Origin of the sequence: Halomonas sp. DP5Y7-2 (assembly GCF_019802025.1) — a bacterium.
Lineage (GTDB): Bacteria > Pseudomonadota > Gammaproteobacteria > Pseudomonadales > Halomonadaceae > Halomonas > Halomonas litopenaei_A.
In genome coordinates this window covers 77,187-103,892 of record NZ_JAHVHY010000003.1, presented here as the reverse complement: position 1 = coordinate 103,892, position 26,706 = coordinate 77,187, and the positions used below count along the sequence as shown (strand labels likewise).

At 63.9% G+C, this 26,706-nt stretch carries 24 protein-coding genes; 11 read left to right on the top strand and 13 right to left on the bottom strand.

Annotated elements, in window-relative coordinates; translation table 11 throughout:
- The first annotated feature begins 153 nt into the window (after positions 1–153).
- The 7 genes from KUW18_RS04095 (at position 154) to KUW18_RS04065 (ending at position 12,191) form a co-directional block, all read left to right on the top strand.
- Positions 154–1,491: a VOC family protein gene (locus tag KUW18_RS04095; RefSeq protein WP_222560857.1), complete on the top strand. Its 1,338-nt coding sequence runs from the start codon at positions 154–156 to the stop codon at positions 1,489–1,491.
- A 124-nt stretch (positions 1,492–1,615) separates the two neighbouring features.
- Entirely contained in the window at positions 1,616–2,377 is a 762-nt protein-coding gene (locus tag KUW18_RS04090) for a sulfite exporter TauE/SafE family protein (protein ID WP_222484688.1), read from the top strand.
- A 173-nt stretch (positions 2,378–2,550) separates the two neighbouring features.
- Positions 2,551–5,448 (top strand): HD domain-containing phosphohydrolase, encoded by a 2,898-nt coding sequence (locus tag KUW18_RS04085; protein ID WP_222560856.1) that lies wholly within the window; start codon positions 2,551–2,553, stop codon positions 5,446–5,448.
- A gap of 137 nt (positions 5,449–5,585) precedes the next feature.
- A complete protein-coding gene (locus KUW18_RS19685) occupies positions 5,586–8,612 on the top strand; it encodes an HD domain-containing phosphohydrolase (protein ID WP_261396412.1) in 3,027 nt (1,008 codons plus the stop codon).
- A 181-nt stretch (positions 8,613–8,793) separates the two neighbouring features.
- Entirely contained in the window at positions 8,794–10,215 is a 1,422-nt protein-coding gene (locus KUW18_RS04075) for a serine hydrolase (protein WP_261396444.1), read from the top strand.
- Positions 10,216–10,659: 444 nt separating this feature from the next.
- Positions 10,660–11,535: a DMT family transporter gene (locus KUW18_RS04070; protein WP_206943799.1), complete on the top strand. Its 876-nt coding sequence runs from the start codon at positions 10,660–10,662 to the stop codon at positions 11,533–11,535.
- Between the two features lie 122 nt (positions 11,536–11,657).
- Complete coding sequence (locus KUW18_RS04065) at positions 11,658–12,191, top strand: cytochrome b/b6 domain-containing protein (protein WP_222560855.1); 534 nt, start codon at positions 11,658–11,660, stop codon at positions 12,189–12,191.
- Positions 12,192–12,221: 30 nt separating this feature from the next.
- Here KUW18_RS04065 and thiE read toward each other — a convergent pair whose 3' ends face one another.
- The 5 genes from thiE to KUW18_RS04040 form a co-directional block, all read right to left on the bottom strand.
- Positions 12,222–12,869, bottom strand: a complete 648-nt coding sequence (thiE, locus tag KUW18_RS04060; RefSeq protein WP_315900636.1) for a thiamine phosphate synthase — start codon at positions 12,867–12,869, stop codon at positions 12,222–12,224.
- 46 nt (positions 12,870–12,915) lie between these two features.
- Positions 12,916–13,734, bottom strand: a complete 819-nt coding sequence (gene thiM / locus KUW18_RS04055) for a hydroxyethylthiazole kinase (RefSeq protein WP_222560853.1) — start codon at positions 13,732–13,734, stop codon at positions 12,916–12,918.
- A 132-nt stretch (positions 13,735–13,866) separates the two neighbouring features.
- Entirely contained in the window at positions 13,867–14,181 is a 315-nt protein-coding gene (locus KUW18_RS04050) for a hypothetical protein (protein ID WP_206943804.1), read from the bottom strand.
- Between the two features lie 249 nt (positions 14,182–14,430).
- On the bottom strand, positions 14,431–14,916 hold the full coding sequence (locus tag KUW18_RS04045) for a C40 family peptidase (protein ID WP_222560852.1): 486 nt from the start codon (positions 14,914–14,916) through the stop codon (positions 14,431–14,433).
- 215 nt (positions 14,917–15,131) lie between these two features.
- On the bottom strand, positions 15,132–15,476 hold the full coding sequence (locus KUW18_RS04040; RefSeq protein WP_206943808.1) for a hypothetical protein: 345 nt from the start codon (positions 15,474–15,476) through the stop codon (positions 15,132–15,134).
- Positions 15,477–15,681: 205 nt separating this feature from the next.
- Here KUW18_RS04040 and KUW18_RS04035 point away from each other — a divergent pair, with 205 nt between their 5' ends.
- On the top strand, positions 15,682–16,659 hold the full coding sequence (locus KUW18_RS04035; protein ID WP_206943810.1) for an ABC transporter substrate-binding protein: 978 nt from the start codon (positions 15,682–15,684) through the stop codon (positions 16,657–16,659).
- Between the two features lie 139 nt (positions 16,660–16,798).
- On the opposite strand, the gene KUW18_RS04030 is transcribed toward KUW18_RS04035, so the two are convergent.
- Genes KUW18_RS04030 through KUW18_RS04015 form a run of 4 tightly spaced genes read right to left on the bottom strand, consistent with a single transcriptional unit; the run spans position 16,799 to position 19,841 of the window.
- Entirely contained in the window at positions 16,799–18,037 is a 1,239-nt protein-coding gene (locus tag KUW18_RS04030) for a metal ABC transporter solute-binding protein, Zn/Mn family (RefSeq protein WP_222560851.1), read from the bottom strand.
- Positions 18,038–18,078: 41 nt separating this feature from the next.
- On the bottom strand, positions 18,079–18,981 hold the full coding sequence (locus KUW18_RS04025; protein WP_206943814.1) for a metal ABC transporter permease: 903 nt from the start codon (positions 18,979–18,981) through the stop codon (positions 18,079–18,081).
- Positions 18,982–19,701, bottom strand: a complete 720-nt coding sequence (locus KUW18_RS04020) for a metal ABC transporter ATP-binding protein (RefSeq protein ID WP_206943816.1) — start codon at positions 19,699–19,701, stop codon at positions 18,982–18,984. It lies immediately after the preceding gene.
- Complete coding sequence (locus KUW18_RS04015) at positions 19,701–19,841, bottom strand: hypothetical protein (protein ID WP_206943818.1); 141 nt, start codon at positions 19,839–19,841, stop codon at positions 19,701–19,703. Before KUW18_RS04015 ends, KUW18_RS04020 begins: the two co-directional genes overlap by 1 nt.
- A 287-nt stretch (positions 19,842–20,128) precedes the next feature.
- Between KUW18_RS04015 and KUW18_RS04010 the strand changes: the two genes are divergently transcribed.
- From KUW18_RS04010 to KUW18_RS04000, 3 genes are all read left to right on the top strand, one after another.
- Positions 20,129–20,677 carry a porin family protein gene (locus KUW18_RS04010; RefSeq protein ID WP_222560850.1) on the top strand — a complete coding sequence of 183 codons (549 nt, stop codon included), beginning with the start codon at positions 20,129–20,131 and terminating at the stop codon, positions 20,675–20,677.
- Positions 20,678–20,932: 255 nt separating this feature from the next.
- Positions 20,933–21,304, top strand: coding sequence for a hypothetical protein (locus KUW18_RS04005; RefSeq protein WP_222560849.1), 372 nt, complete (start codon positions 20,933–20,935; stop codon positions 21,302–21,304).
- A 56-nt stretch (positions 21,305–21,360) separates the two neighbouring features.
- The gene (locus KUW18_RS04000) at positions 21,361–21,945 is read left to right on the top strand and encodes a DUF4202 domain-containing protein (RefSeq protein WP_222162449.1); all 585 of its coding nucleotides are present in this window, start codon (positions 21,361–21,363) and stop codon (positions 21,943–21,945) included.
- Between the two features lie 88 nt (positions 21,946–22,033).
- Here KUW18_RS04000 and hydA read toward each other — a convergent pair whose 3' ends face one another.
- The 4 genes from hydA to KUW18_RS03980 all read right to left on the bottom strand — a co-directional run bounded on the left by hydA (position 22,034) and on the right by KUW18_RS03980 (position 26,670).
- A complete protein-coding gene (hydA, locus tag KUW18_RS03995; RefSeq protein ID WP_222162450.1) occupies positions 22,034–23,476 on the bottom strand; it encodes a dihydropyrimidinase in 1,443 nt (480 codons plus the stop codon).
- A 58-nt stretch (positions 23,477–23,534) separates the two neighbouring features.
- The gene (locus KUW18_RS03990; RefSeq protein WP_222560848.1) at positions 23,535–24,836 is read right to left on the bottom strand and encodes a TRAP transporter large permease; all 1,302 of its coding nucleotides are present in this window, start codon (positions 24,834–24,836) and stop codon (positions 23,535–23,537) included.
- Positions 24,833–25,534, bottom strand: coding sequence for a TRAP transporter small permease subunit (locus KUW18_RS03985; RefSeq protein ID WP_222560847.1), 702 nt, complete (start codon positions 25,532–25,534; stop codon positions 24,833–24,835). The genes KUW18_RS03990 and KUW18_RS03985 overlap by 4 nt, the downstream gene beginning before the upstream one ends.
- 62 nt (positions 25,535–25,596) lie before the next feature.
- Positions 25,597–26,670, bottom strand: a complete 1,074-nt coding sequence (locus tag KUW18_RS03980; protein ID WP_206943831.1) for a TRAP transporter substrate-binding protein — start codon at positions 26,668–26,670, stop codon at positions 25,597–25,599.
- Positions 26,671–26,706 lie beyond the last annotated feature (36 nt).

Sequence of the window (26,706 nt, the reverse complement as noted above, 5' to 3'; positions counted from 1 at the left end):
ATCGATATGGCCCGCCAACCGCCCTATCGGGGGGTCGGTGCGGTGTTATGTATTCCTTTTTTTCATGCTAGCAGCGTTTTTTTTCGTTTGTGGCGGCTATTTGTCTCTGGTCTCATCGCAGGGTCCATCGCTCTAGTCAGGAGACTTGCCGGAATGTCAGCCGATATCGTGACCGCCAACGAGATTCGCCAGCGCTTTGCCAGCGCCATGTCGGACATGTATCAGGCAGAGGTACCACAGTATGGCGCCCTGCTGACCCTGGTGGCCGAGGTGAACCGGGACACCCTGGCCGCCGACCCGGCACTGGCCGCAAGACTTGAGGCCAGCGGTGAGCTGTCGCGTCTGGACGTGGAGCGGCATGGCGCCATTCGGGTGGGTACCGCCGAAGAACTGGCAACGTTGAGGCGGCTTTTCGCGGTAATGGGCATGTTCCCGGTGGGCTACTACGACCTGTCCGAGGCCGGGGTGCCGGTACATTCCACCGCTTTCCGGCCGATTGACGAGTCCGCCCTGAGCCACAACCCGTTTCGCTTGTTCACCTCGCTGCTGCGCCTGGATCTGATCGAAGACGCCGAACTGAGGGACTTGGCCAGCGATATCCTCAGCCAGCGAGATATCTTCACCCCTGGCGTGCGTGAGCTGATCGCCATCCACGAGGCCGAGGGCGGGCTGACCGATGCCCAGGCCGACCGCTTCGTGGCTGAGGCGTTGGAGACGTTTCGTTGGCATCATGACGCGACGGTGGATCGCGCTACCTATGATCGCCTGCACGCGGCACACCGTCTGATCGCAGACGTGGTGTGTTTCCGCGGCCCGCACATCAACCATCTGACGCCCCGCACCCTGGATATCGATGAGGCGCAGCGGCGGATGCCCGCCCATGGCATGACACCCAAGGCGGTGATCGAGGGACCGCCTCGGCGCCAGGTGCCGATCCTGCTGCGCCAGACCAGTTTCAAGGCGCTGGAGGAAACCACGCACTTTCTCGGCGCTGATCAAGGGGCGCATACGGCGCGGTTTGGCGAGATCGAGCAGCGAGGCATTGCCCTGACGCCAAAGGGCAGGGCACTCTACGACCGGCTGTTGGCCGAGTCTCGCGAGGCCACAAAGGGATTGGACAACGAGGCCCACCAGCGTCGCCTTGCCGAGGTGTTTGCGGACTTCCCCGACGATGACAGCGTGCTGCGCCGGGAGGGGCTGGCCTACTTTCACTACCGTGCCGTGGCGGAGCTTGACGACGGAGCCGGTCTCGAGCAGTGGATCGCTGCCGGCAAGGTCGTGGCCGACCCCTTGACCTACGAGGACTTCCTGCCGGTGTCGGCGGCCGGCATCTTCCAGTCCAACCTGGGCGGTGAAGCTAGCGCCGTGACCCAGGGCAATGCCAACCGCGAGGCGTTCGAGCTGGCGCTGGGGGCACCGGTCATCGATGAGCTTGACCACTATGCTTGCCGGGAGCGTGCGTCCTTGGCTGCCCTGGGTATTGATGCTTGAACGGTCGATCTCTGGCAGTTCCATGTCTGAGCATGCCGTGAGCTGACTCGCGAGGCTTACGCCACGACCCTGCGATCTAAGGTAGGCTAAGGGACCTCGCCTCATCTTGCTGGAGTCCCTTGCCATGGATTGGCTTGCCGTCCTGTCGCCCTTGCCGCCGCTCGTCAGCCTGGGGCTGATTCTGCTGTCAGGGTTCACTTCGCTGATCAGCGCCTCCCTCGGGGTAGGCGGAGGCACGCTGCTGATCGTGACCATGGCTCAGGTGATGCCGGCAGCTGCGCTGATTCCCGTCCACGGCATGGTCCAGCTCGGTTCCAATGGGGGGCGCCTGGTCATGAGCTGGCGTCACCTCCACTGGCCGCTGCTGCTGGCGTTTCTCCCGGGTGCGGTGGTGGGGGCCCTGGTCGCGAGCTGGCTGCTGATTCGCTTGCCGACAGGCCTGCTGGAACTGACCATCGCCGCCTTCGTCCTTTACACCCTGTGGGGTCCCGGCCTGCCCAAGCGGGCGCTAGGGCGCTGGGGTACCGGCATCGCTGGCGCTGTCACGACCTTGTTGTCCAGCTTTGTCGGCGCCAGCGGACCCATGGTGGCGGCCTTCATCAAGCAGCATGGCAATCCTCGCCAGACCACCGTGGCCACCTTTGCGGCCTGCATGACCTTCCAGCATCTCACCAAGGCATTCGTCTTCGGGGCGGCCGGCTTTCTGTTTGCCGATTGGCTGGCGTTGATCGTCGCGATGGTTGCCATGGGCGTGGTCGGCACCTGGCTGGGACTGCGCCTGCTCAACCGGCTCTCTGAGCATCGCTTCGATCATGGCTTTCGACTGGTGCTGACGGCGCTGTCTCTGCGCCTGGTGTGGTTAGGTCTGTCACGCCTGCTGGCGTGAGCCATGAAGGCGCCCCGGGGGCCCTTGGGGCGCTCTGTCCCAGTGCCTGCAAGGACAAAAGAAGCGAGCGATATACCGCCGAGTAGGTAGTCTCTCCAGGCCCCCAGGACGGCGAATTGGCATAGAGTGATAGATTCCTGTCACCCAGCCACAGCCTCTTTCGAGTCGTCTTGATGCGCCTGCCTTTCCATCGAGAACAGCCCATACAGCTACTGATCGCTGCCTCCATCGTCGGCATGATGCTGGTGCTGGCGGGGCTGTTGCTGTGGCAGTCGTGGTACCAGGCGAGAGCCTCGCTGGTGCAGTCGCTGGAGCGGACCAGTCAGCAGCTGTCGACGATGGTGGAAGTGCGAACCCAGGCTCTGCTGGAGCCCGCTCGCGCCATGCTCGGGGTGCTGGTCAGCGAAGCGGATGTGGACAAGTTCCACAGCACCAGCGGCGCCAATATGCTGCAGCTGCTGGCGGCCGCGGTAGGGGCCCAGGAGGTACTCGGCAGCGCCTACATCGGCAGCGACACCGGCGACTTCCTGATGGTACGGCTGATCGAGCGTATTTCTCCCACGGCCATTCCTGCCGAGGTTGACCTGACCGGCGGTATCTACCTGACACTGGTCCTGCACGGCGACTCCGCGACGCCGCAGGGCTTGGCCAGTCGCCGGCAGGAGGAAGGGTACTGGCAGGTGCTGGATGGCCAACTGCGCGAGATGCGTCGGTATCCGGTGGTCGACTACGGCTTCGACCCGAGGACGCGCCCCTGGTATCGCGACGCGGAAACCGATTTTCTGCCGCACCTGTCGGACCCTTATACCTTCTTCACCAATGGCGAGCAGGGAGTCACCCTGTCGCAACGTTCTCACAGCGGCCGGGCCGTGCTGGGTATCGACATGACCTCAGAGGACCTGGGCCGCGAGATTCAGCGATTCTCCACCGAGCCCGGGTCTCGTCTGGCCATCACCACGCCGGATGGGCTCTTGTTGGCGCATGACATCGACCAGGGCCAGGCGCCGCTGCCGGGTACCACGCTCAGCGATCTTGGCGATACCCCGCTGGTGACGCTGAGATCGCTGAATGTCATTGAGCGGCCAGTGCGCTTTGCTCACGGCGACCAGCAGTGGTGGGGGCTGGCGCTGTCATTCGACATGCTGGGCAGTCGCCTGGCCTGGCTGCTGGTGGCCACTCCAGAGGCCCAGCTGATGGCCAGCATGCGGGAATCACTGTGGCATCGCCTGTTGCTGTCTCTCGGTCTGGTCACGCTGATGGTACCGTTGGGCATCCTGTTGGCCCATCGCCTGGGACGACCGCTACGGGCCCTGGCCCAGCAGGTGCGCACTATCTCGGATTTCAACCTGGAGGCCTATCGTGGCGTGGAGTCATGGGTGAGTGAGGTATCGCACCTGTCCCGGGCTCTGGACACCCTGGTGCACCGAGCGGGCAAGTTTCAGCAGATCAACCGGATACTGGGGCGCGAGCAGGGCCTTGATGCCATGCTCGAGGCGATACTCGGGGAGCTGCTCAGCGTGACCGGTAGCCACCATGGCATGATCTATCTGGCCGACGAGGTTCGGGCTGATCGCTTCGTGGCCACCGCCGAAGCAGGATGCGCTGACGCATCGGAGCCGCTGCCCGAGACCCTCGAGATTGCCACTGCCAGTGGCCCACTGGCCGAGGTGCGCGAACAGCTGGAGGCGAGAGGGTATCTGGTGCAGTCGCTGCGTGATCGTGCCGACAAGCGCCTGGGCGTGCTGTTGCTGGCTCGCCCACGGCGCGATCACAACGATGGTCGCTGGCGCAACTTTGTCGCCGAAGTCTCCTCGGTAGCGGCGGTGGCGATCGATATGCGGCGCCTGCTGGAAGCCGAGGCTCGCCTGTTGGATGCGATGATCCAGCTGGTGGCCAAGGCCACGGATGCCAAGTCTCCCCATACGGGAGGCCACTGCTCACGAGTGCCGCAGCTGGCCGAGATGCTGATCGACGAGGTGGACAAGGCCACCCAGGGGCCTTTCGCCGCCATCAGCCTGAGCGATGACCAGCGGGCGACCTTTCATCTGGCCGCCTGGCTGCATGATTGTGGCAAGCTGACCACCCCTGACCACATCATGGAAAAAGCCACCAAGCTAGAGACCCGCTATAACCGGATTCATGAAGTGCGGACCCGCTTTGAAGTGCTGTGGCGGGACGCTGATGTGGACTATTGGCGGGGGCTGGCCGAGGGCCGTGATGCGACAACCCTGGCAGAGACGCGTCTACAGCGCCGCCAGGAGCTTAGCGATGCCTTCGCCTGTGTCGCCAGGGCCAACCAGGGCGGCGAGACGATGGGAGAAGCGTTGCAGCAGCGCCTGGTGGAGATCGGCAGCTGGTGCTGGCAGCGGCATTTCGATGATCGGCTGGGGCTGTCCAAGGCCGAGCTGGCCCAGCTGGTCGATGAGCCGGTGCACCCGCTGCCAGCCCAGGAGCAGCTGCTCGCTGATCAGCCCCGTCATCGCCTGGCCTGGCAGCGCGCCTGTCCGCCGGTGCACCCGGAAGATCCCCTCAACCGCTGGGGCTTTGCCATGCAGCCCCCAGCCCTGGCCGAGCACCAGGGCGAGCTGTACAACCTGAGCGTGCCTCGCGGCACCCTCAATGATGTCGAACGCTTTCGTATGCAGGAGCATGTGATCCAGACCATCATCATGCTCGAGTCGCTGCCGTGGCCGGCCCACCTGCGGCGGGTGCCGGAAATCGCCGGCAATCATCATGAGCGCATGGACGGCCGCGGCTACCCGCGCCAGGTCAAGCTCAGCGAGGCCAGCATTGAAGAGCGCGTCATGGCGCTGGCCGACGTGTTCGAGGCGCTGACCGCCTCTGATCGTCCCTACAAGGTCGGGCTTTCCCTGTCTCGTGCGCTGGAGATCCTGGCGGACATGGTCAGCGAGGGACACCTGGATGCCCAGCTCTTCCTGCTGCTGCTGGATAGCGGCGTATGGCGTCGCTACGCCGACAGCTTTGTCGCGAGCCGACAGCGCGATGATGTCGATCTGGCGGCGATCAAGGCGCGTGCCACACGGGCGGCGTCCTCCCACCTGGGGTGCTGACCCCCTAGCCTCCCCTTCATGGCGGTGTAAGCAGGCAAAAAGTATCGATGCTGCATATAGTTGTAGGAGCCCGTTGCGCCCTTGCGCGCGAGGATTCCCCCTAGGCAGCCGCCCCGGCGTACATACGAGGCTCGATCATGCACCGTCAGCGTTTCGTCGTCTCGATGCAGTGGCTGATCGGCGTCGTCATCGCGGCCGTCATGACGGTCATGGCGGTCGCGCTGCTGTGGTTTTCCTGGCATCAGTCCCAGCGCACCCTGGGCGCGACCCTGGAAGAAACGTCGCATCAGCTGGTCAGCACCCTGGAGGCACATACCCAGGCGCTGGTCAGGCCGTCCCAGGTCGCCATCGACATGCTGGCAAGTGGTACCACCGGTAGCGCCAGCGACTGGCTGGAGCAACGTCCGCTGATGGCGTCTGCGCTGGCCGCCCACCGCCTGATTGACGCCGTCTACATGGCCAATGGTGACGGCGATTTCGTGATGTTTCGGTCCGTGGAGCGGATGATGGAGAGCGTGCGGCCGGAGCTTGCCCATCACCCCGACGCCGCTTACCTGGCGTTGGTCGTGCCGGGGGATACCAGCGCCGCGGACGCCAGCGAATGGCGACTGTACGATCAGCGGCTGAGTCCGCTTGGGCGAGAGCCTCTGGCTCAGTACTTCTTTGATCCGCGTACACGTCCCTGGTTTCAGCGGGCCAGCAGGGAAGGAACGTCTTACCTGACGGCGCCCTACGCGTTCTACTACACAGGCGAGATCGGCATCAGCATGGCACGACGTCATGGCGAGGTGGTGGTGGGGCTCGATGTGGCCTCCCAGGACCTCGGCCTGGGAATGGACAGCCTGCGGCTGACTCCGGGCACCCGCATGGCGATCGTGACGGACACGGGGCAGGCGCTGGCGACCACCATCCACAGCGCTGAAGACGACACTCTCAGTGCCTCAGCCAGCACCCCTGTCAGCAACCCAGCCAACTCCTCCTCCAGCGCATCCACGACCTCCAGCTCGCCCTTGAACGCGACGCCTGGCATTGCCCCGCTCGATCAGCCAGGGTCGAGCAGGGCGGTCACGGATGGCCGCCTGGCATCGATCGACGAGCTGAATTTTCCCGTGCTACGAAAGTTGAGAGCGCTGGAACACACGCGAGAGCACCTACCCTCGGGCGAGCAAAGCCCTGTGCGACTAGAGCACGAAGGGCGTCATTGGTGGGGGCTGGTGCTGCCGTTTGCACGTCTGGGGGACCAGCCCACCCAGCTATTGGCGGTGGTGCCTGAGGAGGAGCTGTCCGCCGGTGCGGGGCAGATGATCATCGAAAGCTCGGTACTGGCCGGCATGGTGACGCTAGCGCTACTGCCGCTGGGGCTGGTCCTGGGACGGCGTCTTGGCCGGCCGCTGCAGCGGTTGTCCGAGCAGGTGGAAGCGCTGGGCCGCTACGACTTCGCCGGTTGTCACGGAGTGAGCTCGCGAGTGTCGGAGGTCAGGGGGCTGAGTCTGGCCCTGGGGCGCTTGTCCCGGGGAGTGGAAGGGTTTGGGCGCATCACCCGCGTACTCAACAGCGAGCCGCAGCTGGCACCGATGCTGACCAGTATCCTCGAAGACTTGCTGCAGGGTGCTGGCAGCCGCTCCGGCGCCATCTATCTGGCCGATGAACACAACGAGAGGCGCTTTGAGCGCGTGGCGCAGTCGGGTGAGGCCCGTGACCGGGACAGCGATCCCAGGGCACCGGAGCTGGTACTTGAAGGGTCCCCCGAAGGTGCCCTGGCGCGGCTTGCGGCTGACTTTGATCGGCACGGCTATCTGCTGCAGCCGCTGTGCAATCGAGAGGGGGCGATTCTGGGACTGCTGGCGGTGGCCTTGCGTTCGACCGACGACGATGACCTGCACTGGCGTGCCTTTGTGAAGGAGGTGTCGTCCGCGGCGGCGGTGGCCATTGACCTGCGCAGGTTGCTCCAGGGCGAGGCGCGTCTGCTGGACGGCATCGTCAAGCTGGTGGCCCGTGCCATCGATGCCAAGTCACCGCATACCGGCAGTCATTGCTCGCGGGTCCCCGCCTTGGCGGAGTTGATCGTCAATGCCATAGAGCGAGCGGATTCGGGGGCCTTTGCCGAGGTCCACTTTGATCAGCGCCAGCGCAGTGCCTTTCATCTGGCCGCATGGCTGCATGATTGCGGCAAGCTGGCCATTCCCGACGAGGTGATGGAAAAGGCCACCAAGCTGGAAGCCCGACATGATCGCATTCATGAAATCCGCACTCGCTTCGACGTGTTGTGGCGAGATGCCGACGTGGCCTATTGGCAGGGCCGGGCTCACGGTGGTGATCCAGTCATTCTCGAACGGCGGCGGCATGCCCGCCAGCAAGAGCTTACCGCCGCTTTCGAGTGCGTGGCAGAGGCCAATCGTGGCGGCGAAGCCATCAGTGACGCCTTGCTCGAGCGACTGGCCACGATCGCCGAGTGGCGCTGGTGGCGCCACTTTGACGATCGCCTGGGGCTGTCTCGGGATGAGCTGGCACGCATGGCGCGGGAGCCGGTACGTCGTCTGCCCGCTGAGGAGCGCCTGCTTGCTGATCTGCCGCGCCACGAGATTCCCTGGCATCGCTCGCGGCCCGCGGTGGAACGCGGCGATCCGGACAATCGTTGGCAGTTTGACATGTCACCCTGTCCGCTGGCGGGTCATCACGGCGAGCTTTACAACCTGTCGGTTCGCCGCGGTACGCTCAATGATGTCGAACGCTTTCGCATTCAGGAGCATGTGATCCAGACGATCATGATGCTCGAGGCGCTGCCGTGGCCGGCGCATCTGCGCCAGGTGCCCTCGATTGCCGGCAATCATCATGAGCGCATGGATGGTACGGGGTATCCTCGGCGCCTGAAGCTGAAGGAAGCGAGCCTCGAGGAAAAAGTGATGGTGATGGCCGATGTGTTCGAGGCGCTGACCGCAGCAGACCGTCCCTACAAGGCCGCCATGACGCTGTCGCGGGCGTTGGCGCTGCTGGCGGACATGGTGCGCGATGGCCATCTGGACCCCGACCTGTACCGGCTGCTGCTGGAGCAGCGAGTCTATCGGGATTTTGCCAAGCGTTTCCTCAAGCCGGGGCAGTGGGACAAGGTGGATCCACAGGCGCTGCTGGTGCGCGCGGGCCTCGAGGGAGACGCTGCGGATTGAGGGCTGGCGAAGGCGCCTGCACAAAATAGGCAATGTCATACCGCTATTGATGGCAAAGCCACGTTAATTGGGCCTGTACAGTCGGTGTAAGTGGGTCATAATGCCGTCAGTGCAGTCGGATAAATCGCAGGGGTTTTGGATAATGGTGACCACAAGGTATTCCGTGTGGCGGTCGCTGACCATGCTGATAGCGCTGGTGGTGACGTGCCTGATGGTACAGTCGGCTCACGCCGGCAATCCGCGCTACGCCGGTATCGTGGTAGACGCCGAGACGCATGAGATCCTCTATGCAGAACATGCCGACGAGTCGCGTTACCCCGCCTCGCTGACCAAGATGATGACGCTCTACATGCTGTTCGAGTCGCTCGAGGGGCGGTCCATGAGTCTGGGGCAACCGCTGCCCGTGTCGTCCCATGCGGCGTCGATGCCAGCGACCAAGCTATGGCTCAAGCCCGGGGATACCATTCCCGTGGAAAAGGCCATCCAGGCGCTGATCGTGCGCTCGGCCAATGACGTGGCCGTGGTGGTGGCGGAGTCGCTGGGCGGCACCGAGTCCCACTTTGCGGAAATGATGACGCGCAAGGCGCGTAGTCTCGGGATGAACAACACCACCTTCCGCAACGCCTCGGGCCTGCCGGATTCAGGGCAGGTGACTACCGCCCGGGACATGGTGATCCTGGCCCGGCGCTTGATGCTGGACTTCCCCCAGTACTACCCCTACTTCTCGCTGACGGAATTTACCTGGCGCGGCACACGGCATACCGGCCATAACCGGCTGTTGACCAAGTACCCCGGAACCGATGGCCTGAAGACCGGTTTCATCCGTGCGTCAGGCTTCAATGTGGCGACGTCGGCGACCCGCAACGGACGCCGCATGGTGGCCGTGGTCATGGGGGGGTATACCGCCGCGTCCCGGGATGAACAGATGATGAGCGTGCTGGATCGTGGCTTTCTGCGTGCTTCCCTGTCGGATGGCCGCGGCTTTCTTGCCAGCACCGATGTATCTGGCGGCGAGTTGATGGCACCACGTCAGCGCGGATTGATCTCAGCCCCTGTGCCAACGTCATCACGCCTGGCCCAGACCTCGTCCAATGCGGTGCAGCCGTCGCGGGTCGAAACCATCGTGCCGCCTGCCCAGGTTGCCAGTCGCCAGAGTGCAGGGACGCCCGTGCGCTTCGAGTCGTCGACGCCGGTGATCTCTGGCACCCGGCCCCAGACGGACCCACTGCGTCGACTGATGGATGATGCCCCTAGCTCGGCTCCTGCGGTGGCGTCCATTCCTGTCGCCGCCTCGGTGCCGACCGCGACTCGCCCAGAGCCCAGGGCAACGGCGTCGTCGGCACCCAGCGTTGCGCAGACCGGCGACTGGGGGGTTCAGGTGGGCGCGTTCAGCGACATGGACAGCGCCCGCAGCCAGGCCAGCCAGGCGGCCAATCGCCTGGCAAGCGAGATGTCTCATGCTCGCGTGGCTGTCGCCAGGGCGGATAACGCCAACATCTATCGTGCTCAGGTCCTGGACCTTCAGGAGGGGCAGGCGCGTTCGGCCTGCCGTCGCCTGATGGAGCAGGGCATGGACTGCATGGTGGTGCAGGCGAGTCTATAAGCACCTTGGTGCAAGCCCCGCCTGTCCAGTGAGGCCCGCTTCGGCGGGCCTTTTGCATGGCGCGTGACCCCGGTGTCTACGCACTTGCACAGTCATGGTGCAAGATGCTTGCCTCAAAAGCGTTATCCCCCTAACGTTATTGAGCACTGCCTGAACGGCGTTACGTAGTGTTGTCCGTTCTTCTACCCGTTCTTCCATAAGCACTCCGCCGGCCACCGGGTCGGGGGCCGCCGTAGTAACAAAACGTCAGCACCGGAAAGCTAGTACCGGAAAGCTAGTACCGGAAAGTCAGCACCGGAAAGCCAGTACCGGAAAGTGAGCACCGGACAGTTGGTGACGGACAGCGAGTGACTGGCGATGACTGACCGGCGGCTTGTGACGAGTGACGGGTGCTATCCAGGCGGGTATCCAAGCGTCGCATTTTCAGTCCAGCAGGGAGGTCGAATGGCATCGTCAGTGAAGGGAATCGGGTTTATGTGCCTGGGGGTATTGTGCCTGGCATTGGGGGATGCCATCTCGAAGTGGTTGGGAGAGGTGCATTCGCCGGTCCAGATCATCTTCTTCCGAACCCTGGTATCGCTGCCGATGATCATGCTGCTGGCGTGGAGGGGAAGCGGACTTCGCACGCTGGCCACCCGTCGCCCTGGTGTGCACCTGGTGCGAGGGCTGATCTATACCGGCACGATGGGTTGCTTTGTGCTGGGGCTGACCCTGATGCCGCTGGCGGAAGGTACCGCCATTGCCTTCGCGGCTCCGCTGTTCGTGAGTCTACTGTCGGTGCCGCTGCTGGGTGAGAAGGTCAGCATGCCCGTATTGTGTGCCTCTCTGGTGGGTTTTGTCGGCGTTCTGGTGGTGGTCCGGCCAGGTAGCGACGGCATCTCTCTGGGCGCGCTGGCCATGTTGGGGGCAGCGGTGTTCTACGCCCTGATGATGATCACCGCACGTCGCTACGGCGCTCGCGAGCATCTCTGGGCGATGGTGTTCTACATGACCCTGGTGCCTTTTGTGATCACCGGGCTCGCATTGCCGTTGGTTTGGCAGGCGCCGGAAGCGGCGCACTGGCCGGCCTTTCTGATGGCGGGTGTGCTTGGGGTGGGTGCCACGGCGTTCATCACGCTGGCATTTCGTCACGCCCCTGCGGCCATCGCCGCGCCCTTCGACTATACCGCCATGCTATGGGCGGTGCTGCTGGGCTGGCTGTTCTGGGGAGAGCTGCCGGATTGGGGCGTATGGGTCGGCGGCACCTTGATCATCGCCAGCGGCCTGGCGATTGCCTACCAGGAAGGGCGCACCAGCCTCAAGCGCCGCCCAACGGCATAAAACGATCGGTAGCGACTCGTCTGCTCCCACTCGCGCGAGGGCGTCTCGCGTAAGCGAGGCTTAAGGGTTGAATGCCAGCCTACTTCCGCGCGATGTCGCGTACCTTCGACGGGAGTAGCGAGATGACAACGGCAGCAAGGACCCCGACCCCACAGCGCATCATGGTGTGGGATCCGCTGGTGCGAGTCTTTCATTGGGCGCTGGTGCTCGGATTTGCGCTCAACTACGCAGAGATAGGCCCTCACCGCTATATCGGCTATACCCTGGTGGGGTTGATTGGCCTTCGTATCCTGTGGGGCCTGGTGGGCCCCTGGTCAGTGCGCTGGACGAGTTTCTGGCCGACGCCAGCGCGACTCAAGGCAGCGATTCGCGGTCACGCGGCAGAAGGCGGTCGCATCACCCACACGCCGCTGGGGGCGCTGATGATGATCAGCCTGCTCGCCTTGCTGCTGGGGCTAGGAACGACGGGCATGCTGATGGTGCACACCGAACGCTTCCACGACCTGCATTGGATGGAGGAGCTGCATGAAGGGCTGGCGACCGCCGTTCTCTGCCTGGTGCCCGTGCATGTGCTTGGTGCGGTGCTGGAAGGCCGCAAACAAGGCGATAACCTGGTCGCGGCGATGGTCCATGGGCGTCGGCGACCGCAACCTTAGTGGTTGCGGCGTGCCGGATCCCTGGGCGACTTACCCTTCCCAGGCCGCCAGCAGGTCCTGGGCGGCCTGGCTCGGGTCGGGTTGGCCGCAGATGGCGGAGACCACGGCCATGCCATCGGCACCGCTTGCCCGTATGGCGGCGGCATGTTCTCGCTTCAGCCCGCCAATCGCCACGCTGGGCAGCGGGCTGGCCGCCACCAGCGAGGACAGGCCAGCAACGCCTAGCGGGGTCGCGTGGTCGCGCTTTGTGGAGGTAGCGAATACCGGGCCCAGGCCGAGATAGTCCAGCGCCCGCACGTCCAGCTGTGTCAGCTGTTCGGGACGCTGAACCGACAGCCCAATGATCGCCTCGTCGCCCAGCAGGCGGCGAGCCTCGCTCACGTCGCCATCGTCCTGGCCAAGGTGTACGCCGTCGACCTTGGCGGCCACGGCGACCTGAACCCGATCATTGATGACCAGGGGGATGCGGTGCTCGGCAAGCAGCGGTTTCAAGCGCAGTGCCAGGGCTACCAGTTCCTCATTGCTGGCCCCCTTGTCGCGAAGCTGGACCAGGGTCACGCCGCCGTTGACAGCCTGGCTCACGGTGTCCTCGATTCCCCTCTCAGCGCACAGCTCGGGGTCTGTCACCAGATAGAGGCGCAGGGCCTGTCGGTCGAATCGGCGGGGAGATCGCGTCACGTGCAGCATCCTTGAAAAGAGTGAAGTGGCAGGCGGGAACAGCGGGTCATGGGGGAGTGCTGATCTCCAGGGGCGTGCGGTTGGCCAGTGCATTGGCAGACAGCTGGTGCAGCGCGTCAATGAAGGCTACCGCAAAACTACCAGGCCCCGGCGCCGTCTGCCCGGCCTGAGCTCCCGCCTCAGCGTAGCAGGTGAGGGCGCAGGCCGTAGCCAATAGTGGGTCCTCCTCACAGGCCGCGAAGGCCGCTACCACTCCGGAAAGAGCGCAGCCAAGGGCCGTGACTCGCGGCATCAGGGCATGACCTCCCGCAATGCGGACACATCGCTGGCCATCCGTGACCAGGTCGACCTCGCCGGTGACGGCGACCACTGCCTGCTGACGTCTGGCCAGGGCCACCGCCGCCGTGAGCGCCTCGTCACTGGCTGCGGTGGAATCGACGCCTCGCCCGCCCAGGGCGTCGCCGGCGAGGGCGATGATCTCTGAGGCGTTGCCGCGGATGATAGTCGGAGAAAACTCGAGCAGGCGGGCACAGGCGTCACGTCGAAAGCGTGTAGCGCCAATCGCCACAGGATCCAGCACCCAGGGGGTCTGTTGTTGTTGAGCGGACTCGGCAGCGCTCAACATGGCATCGACCCAGGGGGCAGAAAGGGTACCGATGTTGATGACCAGAGCATCGGCGAGCGCCGCGAACTCGGCCGCCTCTTCGGCGGCGTGCACCATGGCGGGCGATGCGCCCAGGGCCAGCAGCACATTGGCGGCGGGGTTCATGGCCACGTAGTTGTTAATGCTATGTACCAGTGGCGTGGACTGGCGCAGTCGCGTCAGCGTGGCGCCAATATCGGCGCCGGCAAGGGCGGATGTCATGTGAGGCCTTTGTTTCGGCTGCGCAGCGGATGCAGGGCACGCTGCGGCAATCAGATAACCAGGGCCTCATGATCCGGGCATGGCGCGCAGCTGTAAAGCCACGATGTTCTTACGCCGCTGGATGGAGTGTCATCAGGCCAGCAGTTGCAGGGCGACCAGTACACCCACCGCCGCGAGGGCCAGGTGCGTCAGCGAGAATGTCGTCTTGGCGTGGGCTGTCTCGGCAACGTGAGCCTCACGATCCAGGTCTGCCTCTGTGTGGGCGGCGCTGGAACGCGGCCACAGCGCCATGCTGCCCAGAATCAGACTGAGCGTGCCAAGCGACAGGCTGATCGGCGACCAGAATGCCATCAGGGCCATGCCGCCGAGTATGGCAACGCTGACCGACAGCCATCCGCGCAGAGAGAGGCGGGCGTGGGATCTGCTGACCTGTTGCAGGAAAGGCATAAAGACGGTTCCTTATCGTTGCTGGGTAAAGGATCGATGCCATCGTAGCGGCGCCACCTTAACGAGTGCTTAAGCTTTGTTGACGACTATGTGACATCTTCTGATGCTCGAAACAGCATAGCGTTCATTCGTCTTGATGCGACCTTGGTCGATAAAGTCGGACGGTGGCGCATGCAACAGAGCGGCGGACGGCGCAGAACGGGAGAACGCGAGAAGGAGAGGAAGAGAGAGGTCAGCGCAGCGCCCCGTTCAAGGCGCGGCGGCGGCGGCGCCGACGAAACGCTCTTGCCAGTAGTCGAGGGTCAGCGATGTCGTGGTGACCTGGCGGCCCCGGCCCGGCGCATGAATCATGACGTCGTTACCGGCGAAGATGCCGACATGGCTGACCTCGGAGCCCTTGCCGGTGGCGAAGAACAGCAGGTCGCCCGGGCGTGGCTGGTCAATCGCCGGCAATTGGTGATATTGCTCCCGTGAGGACCGGGGGACACTGATGCCGGCCCGGGAGTAAGCCATCTGCACCAGGCCGGAACAGTCGAGTCCGCGAGGGTCATTGCCGCCAAAGCGATAGGGAGTGCCCAGGGAGCCCCTGGCTTCCGACAGGATCAGGGCACGCTCCATGGACAGCCCCTTGCTGCCGCCGCTGGTATCCAGCTGGGGCGACGCACAGCCGGCCAGTATCAACAGCAGCGTACACATCAGGGACCATCTGGCCAGGTAAGGCGTCAATGCGCTCATTGCGGCGTGCTCTGCACAGACATGATGAGGCTTACGGTACTCTGTCATGACGTGCAGGCCAATAGCCCAGGGCTGGTCTGAACAGGGCCTGCGCCTGGTGATACGGCGTTTAACATCGGCTTAACGTGCTCGTTCACCTCGCGAAAGCTGCGATTTCTCACCGATCTTTTCCTTGCCCAACCGTCGCTCTTCGACGTTTCGGACAACGCCTCGCCTCAGCGGAAGGCAATACGAGTGCCGTTGGCCAGCATCTCATCCGGTGTCATGGCCTTGCCTTCCACCCCGATCATTTCATCGCCGCATTGATCCGACCAGGTCAGCACGCCGTGGGTAAGGCCGACGCCGCCCAGCAGCTCACGAATTTCTCCGGTGCCGAGGAAGGTGCGTGTGCGGCCCTTGTCGTCGGCCAGCTCCGATGCTCCGTTGGCATGGTGGAAGCGCACCGTGTAGATGCCATCCATGGACTCGACTTCGACGATCGGAGAAAAACCGTGGGCCAGCGCCCTGGCTAGCGCCTTGATGGTGATCTGGCGCTCGAGAGTGTAGTCGATATCAGCCATCTACTTGCCTCCTCCCACGGGGGGGTATAGGGGACCGGCGGGGCTCTTGGTGAGGGGCGTTTCACCAGTGTGCCGTTTCCTCTTAAGACTGGATCAGCCCGGCATTCTTGGCAAACTCCAGCAAAGGAGCCGTTGAAGGCGCCGCCTTGAGGCACAGCGCTGAGAGGGTATGGTAGAGACCTCTATCGCAATCTACAGGTGCTTCATGCCGTATTACACGATGTCTGCTGCTGTGCTGGCTGCCTTGATGGCCGCTACACCATTGGCCGCCCAGGCGGAAGCAGAGCGCTCGACTCAGGAAGATGCCCAGGTTCGTTTTTCCGTTCCCGCCTGGCCGGGAGTGACGGTCAAGACGGCCCTGGCATCCACCCTGCTGGAGACGCTCGGCTATCAACCCGTACAGGAAGAGCTTGGCTCCACCATTACCTACCAGGCCCTGCGCCAAGGCGAGCTGGATGCCTTTCTGGCGGCCTGGCTGCCTGCCCAGCAGGGGATGTACGACGCCAGCTTCGAGGGCGACGAGCCCACCCTTGAGGATCTCGGCAACAACGTTGATGGCGCCCGGCTGGGGTTCGCCGTTCCTGCGTATGTGTACGACGCGGGTCTGACATCGGCAGAAGACCTGGACAAGGAAGAGTTTGCCGAGCGTCTGGATCGCACGATCTACTCCATCGAGGTCGGCTCCGGCATGAGCGACTCGCTGAATGCCGCAGTGGACGACGACAGCTATGGTCTGGGCGACTGGGAGCTGTCGGAAACCTCCACCCCTGGCATGCTCAGTGCCGTGGATGCGGCCATCGATCGTGAAGAGTGGATTGTGTTCGCGGGCTGGACGCCGCACTGGATGAACATTGAGTTCGACGTTCGCTACCTCGATGATCCGAACGACATGTGGGGGCCGGAGGGCGGTCGCAGCGACGTGCGGACACTGGTCCGTCGCGAGTTCGCGCAGAGCCATCCCAATGCCACACGCCTGCTGGACCAACTGGTCTTCAGCGCCGATGACCAGAGCGCGATGATTCGTGGATTCAGCTACGAAGAGCGTGAGCCGGAGCAGGTGGCGCTGGAGTGGCTACAGCAACATCCCGAGCAGACCCGGTCGTTCGTCGAGGGAGTGACCACGCGAGATGGCGAAGAAGCCTGGCCGGTGATTCAGCAGGCGCTGGAGATTCCTGACGCCTGATAGCGCTGGCTGGACTGCGGGCGCCTGGCGTCTCGGCAAGCCCGGCTGATGTGTTCAGCGCTTCGCTGATGCGTTCAGTGCCTCGCTAAAGGACCGCCCCCGGGCGGTCCTTTGCATGCTGGCGGATGCGCAAGAGTGATCAGTGCTGGTGGTCGTCATGCGCTGCATGGTCATGATCATGATCGTGGTCATGGTCATGGTCTGATGATTCGGAGGCATCCTGGTGCAGCAGGCCTTGGTGCAGCACCTCGGCGTTGTGCAGGATCATCCCCACGTAGTGGGAGGTCATGCCGTCTTCCGACAGCGCTCCGTTATACAGCGTACCGGCGATGGGCACCCCTGTTTCCTCGGACAGCTGTTCCATCAGCGCCGGGCTGGACATGTTTTCAATGAACAGCGCGGGGATCTGGCGCTCGCGAATGATGTCCACCATCTGGGCGATATCGGCGGCTGATGGTTCCGCTTCGGTGGAAAGGCCCACCGGCGACAGGAAGTCGATCCCGTAGGCACGCGAAAAGTGACCGAAGGCGTCGTGGCCGACAATGACCTGAGCATGGTCTGGCAGGTCGTCCAGCAGCGTCAGCACCTGTTGGTGAGCCGCCTTGATGTCCGCCATGTAGCTATCGGCCCTGGCGGTGTAGTGGGCGCTGTTGTCGGGATCTACGGCGATCAGGCCATCGCGGATATTGGCGACGTAGATCAGCCCTGCCGACAAGTCGAGCCAGGCGTGGGGATCATACTGTCCATGGTCATGGCCAGCGTGGCCGTCATGATCCGCGTGGTCATGCTCGTCGTGGCTGTCATGGCCAGCGTGGTCGTCGTGATCCGCGTGGTCATGCTCGTCGTGGCCGTCATGGCCAGCGTGCTCTGCGTGCTCTGCGTGGTCATGCTCGTCATGGCCGTCATGGCCAGCGTGCTCTGCGTGGTCATGCTCGTCATGGCCTGCATGCTCAGCGTGGTCGTCATGACCCTGGTGTTCGCCGTGGTCGCTCTGTTGATGCAGCGACTGGCCGCCATAGGCCAGCACTGGTACGCCCTCAGTGGCGACAACGGTTGTGCCTTGGTAGCCACTGGCGTCCAGCAGGCGTGTCATCCAACCCTCGAACTGCAGGCCGTTGAGCACCACAAGGTCGGCCTCTGCCAGGGCTCTGGCATCGGTGGGGCGAGGAGAGTAGACGTGGGGGTCGCTATCTGTCCCGACCAGGGAGGTGACCTCAACCCTGTCACCACCGACGTTGCGAACCATATCGGCCAGTACACTGAAGCTGGTGACCACCTGCGTAGGTTCGGCCGCCAAGGCCTGGGGGCCGAGGGCGAGTCCCGCCAACGCCATCCAGGCGTGGCGTTTGATGAGAGCGTGAGGCAGTGACAGGGGCATGAGTGTCGTTCTCCGGTGGCGGTTGGATGGGCGTGGTCAGGTCAGGCGCGTTCGTCGGCACCCAGCGGCATGGCGCGGCGTCGCAGTCGCGCGGCAAGGCTGTGCTGGCGTCCAAACACCGCAGACAGCAGGTAGGCGACCCCCGCCAGCAGTATGATGGCAGGGCCTGAAGGTAGGCTGAGGTGGTACGACAGCAGCAATCCACCAAGGCTTGCAGCCAGTGCAATGATCACCGACAGGCCCATCAGGCCTTCCAGGCGAGTGCTCCAGAAGCGCGCCGTGGTGGCCGGCAGCATCATCAGGCCAACCGCCATCAGAGTGCCCAGGGTCTGGAACCCGGCGGTGAGATTGAGCACCACCAGGCCCAGGAAGATCCCGTGCACCAGGCCGCCCTTGACTCCCTGGCTGCGAAGAAACAGCGGGTCGAGGCATTCCACCACCAGCGCACGAAAGATGACGGCCAGGGTGATCACGATCAGGCTACTGATACTGGCGATCAGCACCAGAGCGGTGGTGTCCACCGCCAGGATGGAGCCGAACAGGACATGGGTGAGGTCGACGCTGCTGCCGCCCATGGCGACCAGCATGACCCCTGCTGCCAGGGAGATAAGGAAGAAGCTGGCCATGGCCGAGTCTTCGCGATGGCCGGTCAATTGAGACACGCTGCCCGCCAGCAGTGCTATCAACAATCCTGACAGCATGCCGCCAAGGCTCATGATCGGCAGCGAGAAACCCGCCATGAGAAAGCCCAGGGCAACGCCGGGAAGAATGGCGTGGGACATGGCGTCGCCGATCAGGCTCATGCCCCGCAGCATCAGGAAGACCCCCAGTGGCGGTGCGGCCAGCGACAGGGCCAGGCTGGCGACCAAGGCGCGGCCCATGAAGGCATAGTCAAACGGCGCAATCAGCCAGGTGTGTAGGGTCGATACAAGTGCGTCAAACATTCAGACAGATCCAGGAAACGTCAGGGGCAGGCGCGGTGGGCGCGTCAGCTGGCCGGTGTGGCGCTCGACCAGAGCGTCGGGGGTGGCCCAGCGGCCATGTCCCTCGGTCAGCACCAGCACGTCATCGGCCAGGCGCGATAGCTGCGTCATGTCGTGCAGGACGATGACTAGCGTGGCTCCCGCATCGGCCATTTCGCGAAGCACCGTCATCAGCATTTCCACGGTGTCGACGTCGACGTTGGCAAACGGCTCGTCGAGCAGCAGCAGCTCGGCTTCCTGCATCAGCGTGCGCCCGATCAAGGCGCGCTGGCGCTGACCGCCGGATAGCTCGCCGAGGGGACGGTGTGCGAGGTGAGAGATGCCCAGTCGCTCCATGATGTCCCGGCCCCTGCGGTAGTGCGCACCACAGTAGCCCTTGAAGGCCCCGTGGCTCGGCCAGGTGCCGGTCATGATCAGTTCTTCGACACTCATCGGGAAGCTGAGATCCAGTGCCAGCTGCTGGGGCAGCCAGGCGCGCCGGGCGGCGGGCACGTCACATTCCACTCGTCCGGCGACCGGCGTCAGTGTGCCCATGATGGCCTGAATCAGGGTGCTCTTGCCGGCACCGTTGGCGCCTATCAGCGCGGTGATGGCACCGTCTTGGAAGCGGCCTTCCAGGTGCTCGAGCACCGTTCGGCCGCCGCGTGCCAGCTGCAGGTCATGGAGGGTCAGGCGCGACATCAGTGCCACCACCCTGCTGACCAGCTAACGGCCAGCCACAGCGGCAGCAAGGGGATGGCGACTAGGCCGAGGCGACGCTTCATGGACAGCGACATCAATGAGAAATGGCAAGGCCCCTCGGGACGATGGCGATGGGACATGCGGAACTCCGGAGTGGTGACGGGCGTGCGGAATCGGCTGGAGGGTATAACATAACACTACCGCGGTTTCCATGACTTCACCGCGTTGGATCGCCGGATGCCGGCACCTCGGCGACACCCGCGCAGGGAACTTTCCCTGAATCGATACTGCAAAGAATGTCGTCTCACGATAAACTTGTACAAGGTGTCATGTGCGAGAGACCTCGCACAAAGGACGCACTGCAGACCTGGTCGAGCACGCACGCGCTGTGCTCCTGGGGTGGCGAGGGTTCCAGGGAGTGTATGACATGTCACGGATCATGCGGCGAATGACGCTGGCAGGGGTGGTCATGGGACTGGCACTGATGGCATCGACTCACTGTGTAGCGGGCGGCAGTACAGGCCTCTACGTGGGGATAGGTGCAGGCCAGATTCAGGGCGACGATGATTTTGACGATGAAGCGTCAGCGGCAAAGGTATTTGCGGGCTACAACTTTGGCTGGCTGCCTTTCCTGGACCTTGGTGCGGAGCTGTCGTACCTGAACGGCAGCGAGCTCGACGGCGATGTCGATGGCACCTCCGCCACGTTGGACATCGAAAGCCTGCAAGCCATGGGTATCGCAGGCTTCAGCTTTGGCCCCTTCGGCGTCTACGGCAAGGCAGGCATGGCCGACTGGGATGCCGACCGTAATGGCCGCGGGGTGAGCAAGGATTACTCCGGTACTGACCCTGTGTATGGGTTTGGCGCCAGGGTTCAACTGTTCGATGTGACCGGTCGACTCGAGGTGGAACGCATCGACGCGGATCGTATTGGGCATGTGGATACGCTGACCGGAAGCGTGGTCTACACGTTCTGACAGACACATCTTGTCTGCCTGGCGAGCGGTAAATTGACGAAGGGCCGGCGCGAAAGCGTCGGCCCTTCGCCGTAGTTGGTCGTCACTGCGGGCCTTGTACGGCGCAGCGAGAGCGTTGGGGAAGCAGCGAGCAGCAAAAAACCTTGATCTGGATCAAGCTGACGGCCGCGTAGGTGATCGCGCACAAATGTCTAAGTCAAAAGGGGTAGGTAGCGTTCAGTATACAGTGTGTATCTCGTCACACTTGGTGTTCTTATGGCTAGCCTGCTCCTTATCTCACCTTCCTCCTTTGTCGGGGCGCCTCGGTTGCGCGCCGTCTGTGTGCGGGTGGCTCTCGGCGCTCTCTTGCTGCTGGCGATCATCGGCCTGATCCCCCATGGAGAGATCGTCGATGTGGCGATCTGGGCAGGGATGTGCAATGCCATGCTGCTGTTCGGCATGGATGCGGTGCTGGGGCTGTTGCTGGAGAGCCTGGGTATCTCGTCGGCGGTGACAGAACGGTCATGGCCACGGACCTTGCTGGCGGTGATGGTAGCCGTGGTCATGTGGGTATTTGCCATCTTCCTGCTGCCACTGGCGCTGGCCTGCCGCCACTTGCGCGGTCAGTCCTGCCACAAGGGCTACTGAGATCGGCACATCGTCGTTACCATAGGGCAATGTCGTGACGTCACCCGAGGTAGCCCATGAGCCCTGCACCCTTTGACCTAGCCTGTTCCAGACTCGATGCCATGCATGCCGATGATCCTCGCCGCATCGAGGTCGACGGTCAGCAGCAGCCGCAGGAGCTGTGGCACGCCGGTCGCATGTCGGCGTGGCTCGAGCGCCTCGATCCCAAAGCCCCCGAGCTGGTCCGGCTAGCGGTTCGCAACCAGCACCTCAAACGCTGGGAAGTCCCGCGCAGCGACTACGAAGAAGGTCGTATCGGCTACCTGACCTGGCGCCGCGACCAGGGCAAGCGTGCAGGTCTGCTGGCGGCCGAGGTTATGCGCAGCAGCGGTTACAGCGACGCCGATGCCGACGAAGTGGCGCGGATGATCCGCAAGCAGGGGCTGGGACGTGATCCTGGTACCCAGGCAGTAGAGGACTGCGCCTGCCTGGTCTTTCTCGAGAATTACTTCGCAGACTTTTCCCGCCAGGTCGACCACGACCACCTGATCCGCATCGTCCAGATGACCTGGAAGAAGATGTCCCCCGCCGCCCATCAGCTGGCGCTGGGCCTGCCCATGAGCGACGAAGCCCGCGCCATCGTCGAGGAAGCGCTGGGCTAGGAGGCGGATGACTCGTGCCGACGTGCGGCAGCGGTGACAGGCCCCGGGAGCGCATCTACACGCCCAGGGCTGTTGCTTCGCGTCCCCCTCAAAACCCCTTGGCCTGGCCTCTGGGTCGCGCCGGGGTGGGAGTGTCGCAGCGCAGGAACTCGCCGCCATCCGGTGGGCCACAGGGTTTGCCATCGCGGGCCACGATCCGGCCTCGGCTCAATGTCATGACGACCTTGCCGGTGAGTTCGAGCCCCTCGTAAGGGGTGTAGTCCACGGCGTGGTGCAGGTCGGCGTTGCGAACGGTGACGCGGGCATCGGGATCCCACAGGGTCAGGTCGGCGTCACTGCCCACGGCGATGGTGCCCTTGCGCGGATACAGTCCATAGATCTTGGCCGGGTTGGTGGCGGTCAGCGCGACGAAGCGGGTGGCGTCGATGCGCTGCTTGATGACGCCCTCGGAAAACAGGATCGACAGGCGCGTCTCGAGCCCGGGAATACCGTTGGGAATGCAGGAAAAGCTGGCATCCTCGCCGTTCAGCTTCTTGCCCTTGTCGTCCTCGTAGCGGAAGGGCGCGTGGTCCGAGGAAAAAACCTGAAAGACCCCGCTTTCCAGCGCCTCCCATACCGCCTGCTGTGCGGCTGGGTCGCGCGGTGGTGGGCTGCACACGCACTTGGCGCCCTCGAAGCCATCCTGGTCCAGGTCGTCGGCGGTCAACATCAGATACTGGGGGCAGGTCTCGCCATAGACCCTGAGGCCTCGGCTCTGGGCCCAGCGGATCTGCTCGATGGCCTGGGGGCCGGAGACGTGCACGATCAGCACCGGGACGTCGATCAGCTCCGCCAGGGAAATCGCGCGGTGGGTGGCCTCACGCTCGGCAATGGAAGAGTGGGCCTCGGCATGATAGCGCGGGGCGGTATGGCCCTGGGCCTCCAGCAGCTCGGTCAAATAGGCGATGCAGTCGGCATTCTCGGCATGCACCATCACCATGGCGCCCTCGCGACGGGCCAGCGCCAGCACTTCCAGCACTTCGCGGTCGTTGAGCTTCAGATCATCGTAGGTCAGGTAGATCTTGAAGGAGCTGTAGCCTTCCTTGATCAGCGCCGGCAGCTCGTCGCGCAGTACCGTCTCGCTGGGGTCGGTGACGATCATGTGAAAGGCGTAGTCGATCATCGCCTGGCCATCGCTCTCTCGGTGATAGTCGTCCACCGCGGCACGCAGCGACTGGCCCTTGAACTGGGCGGCGAAGGGAATCACCGTGGTGGTCCCGCCCGCCGCGGCCGAGCGAGTTCCCGACGCGAAGCCATCGGCCATTACCGCGCCGTCGCCCAGGGGCTGGGCCAGGTGGCAGTGGGCGTCGATGCCGCCAGGCATGACCCACAGCCCGGCAGCATCGATGGTGTCACCGGTCACCTCAGCGGTGGCGGCGAGCCCTTCGCCCAGGGCGACGATGCGTCCGTCGCGAATGCCGATATCGGCGCTGAAACGGTCGGCGGCGGTGATCACGTTGGCATTGGTGATCAAGGTATCGAGGCGTTGCATCTTGCGTTCTCCCGAGGCCGACGGGGTCGGCAAAGGTCATTGTTGTTGGTGTAAAACGCTACCCCATCACCCCTGGCAACCACAGCACGATGGCCGGCCAGGCGGTGATCAGGGCAACAAAGCCGAGCATGACGGCCAGGAAGGGCAGGCTGCCCAGCATCACGTCGACGATGGAGCCGCGCCCGCGCACTCCCTGCACCACGTAGAGGTTCATGCCGATGGGCGGAGTGATCAGCGAGATTTCCATCATGATCACCAGAAAGACGCCAAACCACACCGGGTCGATCCCGAACTGCACCACCATGGGCACCACGATGGGCACGGTGGCGATCATCATCGATAGCGTCTCGAGGAAGCAGCCCAGTACCAGGTAGAACACCACCAGGGCCAGGATCAGCCCAAGCGAGGTCAGACCTAGCTCAGACACCCATTGGGTCAGGGCGAAGGGAATGCCCAGGATGCCGACGATGTAGTTGAGAAAGAAGGCCGCAGCGATGATCAGCATGATCATGGCGGTGGTACGGGCCATCGAGAGAAAGCACTCGTGCAGCATGGTGAGCGATAGCTTGCGATTGATCGCTGCCAGTACGAGGGCCGCGATGACCCCCAGGGCGGCCGCCTCGGTGGGGGTCGCCCAGCCGCTGTAGATGCTGCCGATGACGATGGCAAAGACGAAGGCCGGCGGCAGTAGATCGACCAGCGAGCGTAGCCGCTGGGCCAGCGGCACCCGTTCCTCGCGGCTGCCTGCCACGCCAGGACGCAGCAGGCTGATGCCCATGATCACCAGCATGAAGGCGGCGGCCAGGGCGAGTCCCGGCACGATACCGGCAATGAACAGGGCGCCGATGGAGGTATTGGTGATGGCCCCGTAGATGATCATGTTGATGCTGGGAGGAATCAGGATGCCCAGCGTTGCCCCGGCCGCCAGGGTGCCCAGCGCTAGTCGCTCGCTGTAGCCGCGCTCATTGAAGGCCGGTAGCGCCACGGTGCCGATGGTGGCTGCGGTCGCCACCGACGAGCCGGACATCGCGGCAAACACGGAAGAGGCGCCGATATTGGTGTGGAGCAGGCCTCCGGGCAGACGGTTGAGCCATACCGACAAGGCCGAGTACATGCGTTCGGTAATGCCCGCACGCAACAACAGTTCTCCCAGCAGGATGAACAGCGGAATCGCGGTAAGAATAAAGTCGTTGAGGGTGCCCCAGAGCAGATCGCCGAAGGAATAGAGGAGCGGGGTGCCCAGGTAGAGCAGGGCACCGAGGGCAGCGGTGACAAAGATGGCCACGGCGACATGGATACCTACTGCCATCATGGTGATCATCAGGGCAAAGCCCAGCAGCACTTCGGTGATGGATATCATGACGGTGTCCCCCGGTCATGGATCTGGGGGGAATGCCCTTTGTGCCGAGCCTGTCCTGCTGCGGCGACACTGCGTGCGGACCCAGCGTCCACGTAGTGGCGCTTCGCCTGGTCGAGCTCGTCATCGGCGCTGGGCGGGTCGCAGTCCGCATTCAGCTGAGAGAAGCGTCCGCGACACAGCTGGGACAGCGCCTTTCCGGCGGCGCGCAGCGTGACCAGGGCGAAGATCGAGAGCCCGATGAGCCACAGCGACTGCGGAATCCACAGCGGCGTCTGCAGCGGTGTACTGGCGAGGCTCGAGAACTCGATGGTTTCGCCCAGGGTAGCGGCCCCGCGCCACAGCATGAACAGCGAAAAGCCACATAACAGCAGCTGCGCGACGGCGTTGAGCAGCGCCCGCATGCCCTGGGGCAGCCGGGTCAACAGCACGTCGACCCGGGTGTGAGCACGCTGGGTCAGGGCAAAGGCGAAACTGGCGGCGACGCCGATGGCCAGCACATAGCCGCCTATCTCATCGACCCCTTGTAGCGAGAAGGCGAAGAACTTACGGGCCAGCACCTCGAAGGTGATCAGTCCGGATAACACCAAGGCACCGTATCCGGCCGCCAGGGCGGCACCACGAGACAGGCGGGCAAGGCGTGCATCGAGGCCCTGGGACCTGTCCGACGCTGGCGCATCAGCATGACGAAGGTGAGGCATGGGAGCTCCTTGGGGGCCGCCAGGCGGCCCCACCACCAGGAAAGGACAATGACGAGACGGCGTCAGGGGGCTTCAGCGGTCAGTCCGGTGACCTCGCCAACGCTTGCGTTCCAGAGCGCAGTACATTCGGGGTAGCGCGCATCACAGGTGTCCGCCCACACCGGCAGTACCGCCTCGGTGGTGATCTGCTCGATACGCGTGCGGGAGTCCTCGTCGATCTCCACCAGGGTCATGTCGTAGGCGGTGTGATTTTCGCAGCTCGGCTGGCCGGTGTTGCAGGCGATGGCATCGTCATTGACGCTATAGGCCAGCTCCCACATCTGGTCCTCCAGGCGGGCGAAGGCCTCGGTCAGGGAAGCCTGCTGCTCGGCGTCGAAGCCGTTCCAGGTATCCAGGTTCATGAAATGCCCCTGGACCGAGTAGGACAGCGGCAGCGGCACGAAGTGGTCGGTCACCTCTGGCCATTTGCCGTTGCTCCCGGCGGAGGGTGCGGTGACGCCACAGTCGGCCACGCCGCGCTGGAGGGCCAGGTAGACCTCGCTGAATTGCAGCGTCACCGGCACCGCGCCGAGCCCTTCCACCAGGCGTGACATCGACGGGGTGAATACCCGCACCTTCTTGCCAGCCAGGTCGTCGGCGCTGTCGATGTCGCCATTGCAGAACATCATTTGCGGGCCGAATGGCCACAATGTCATCAGCTTGGCGTTGAAGCGTTCCTGCAGGCGGGCGTCGAAGTCGGCACGGAAGGCGTCCACCGCCTCGCGTTGCTGGTCCAGATCGGCGGTGACGCCGGCCAGGTCGATACCTTCGAAGAACGGCTCGTCTCGTGAGGCCATGCCGATCTGCACCGACATCACGTCAAAGGCGCCTGAGCGGATGTTGCGCAGGGCGTCGGCGGCCTCCACTCCGATGGCATCCATCGGGTTGTAGCTGACCGTCAGGTCGTCACGCGCGTCCAGCTCGGCGAAGAAGGGGCGTTCCACGCTGTCGACGTGAAGCTTGTTGCCGGAAAAGTTGCCGGCGACACGCAGCAGGGTGTCGGCCTGAGCCTGACTGGTGGCGATCCATAGGGGGGCGGCGACGAGCGCACCAAGCGCCAACCGGCCGGTTCGTGTTGCCAGGGGAAACGTCATCATCGGAGCACCTCAATGTTGTTGTTGGATAGGGTGTTG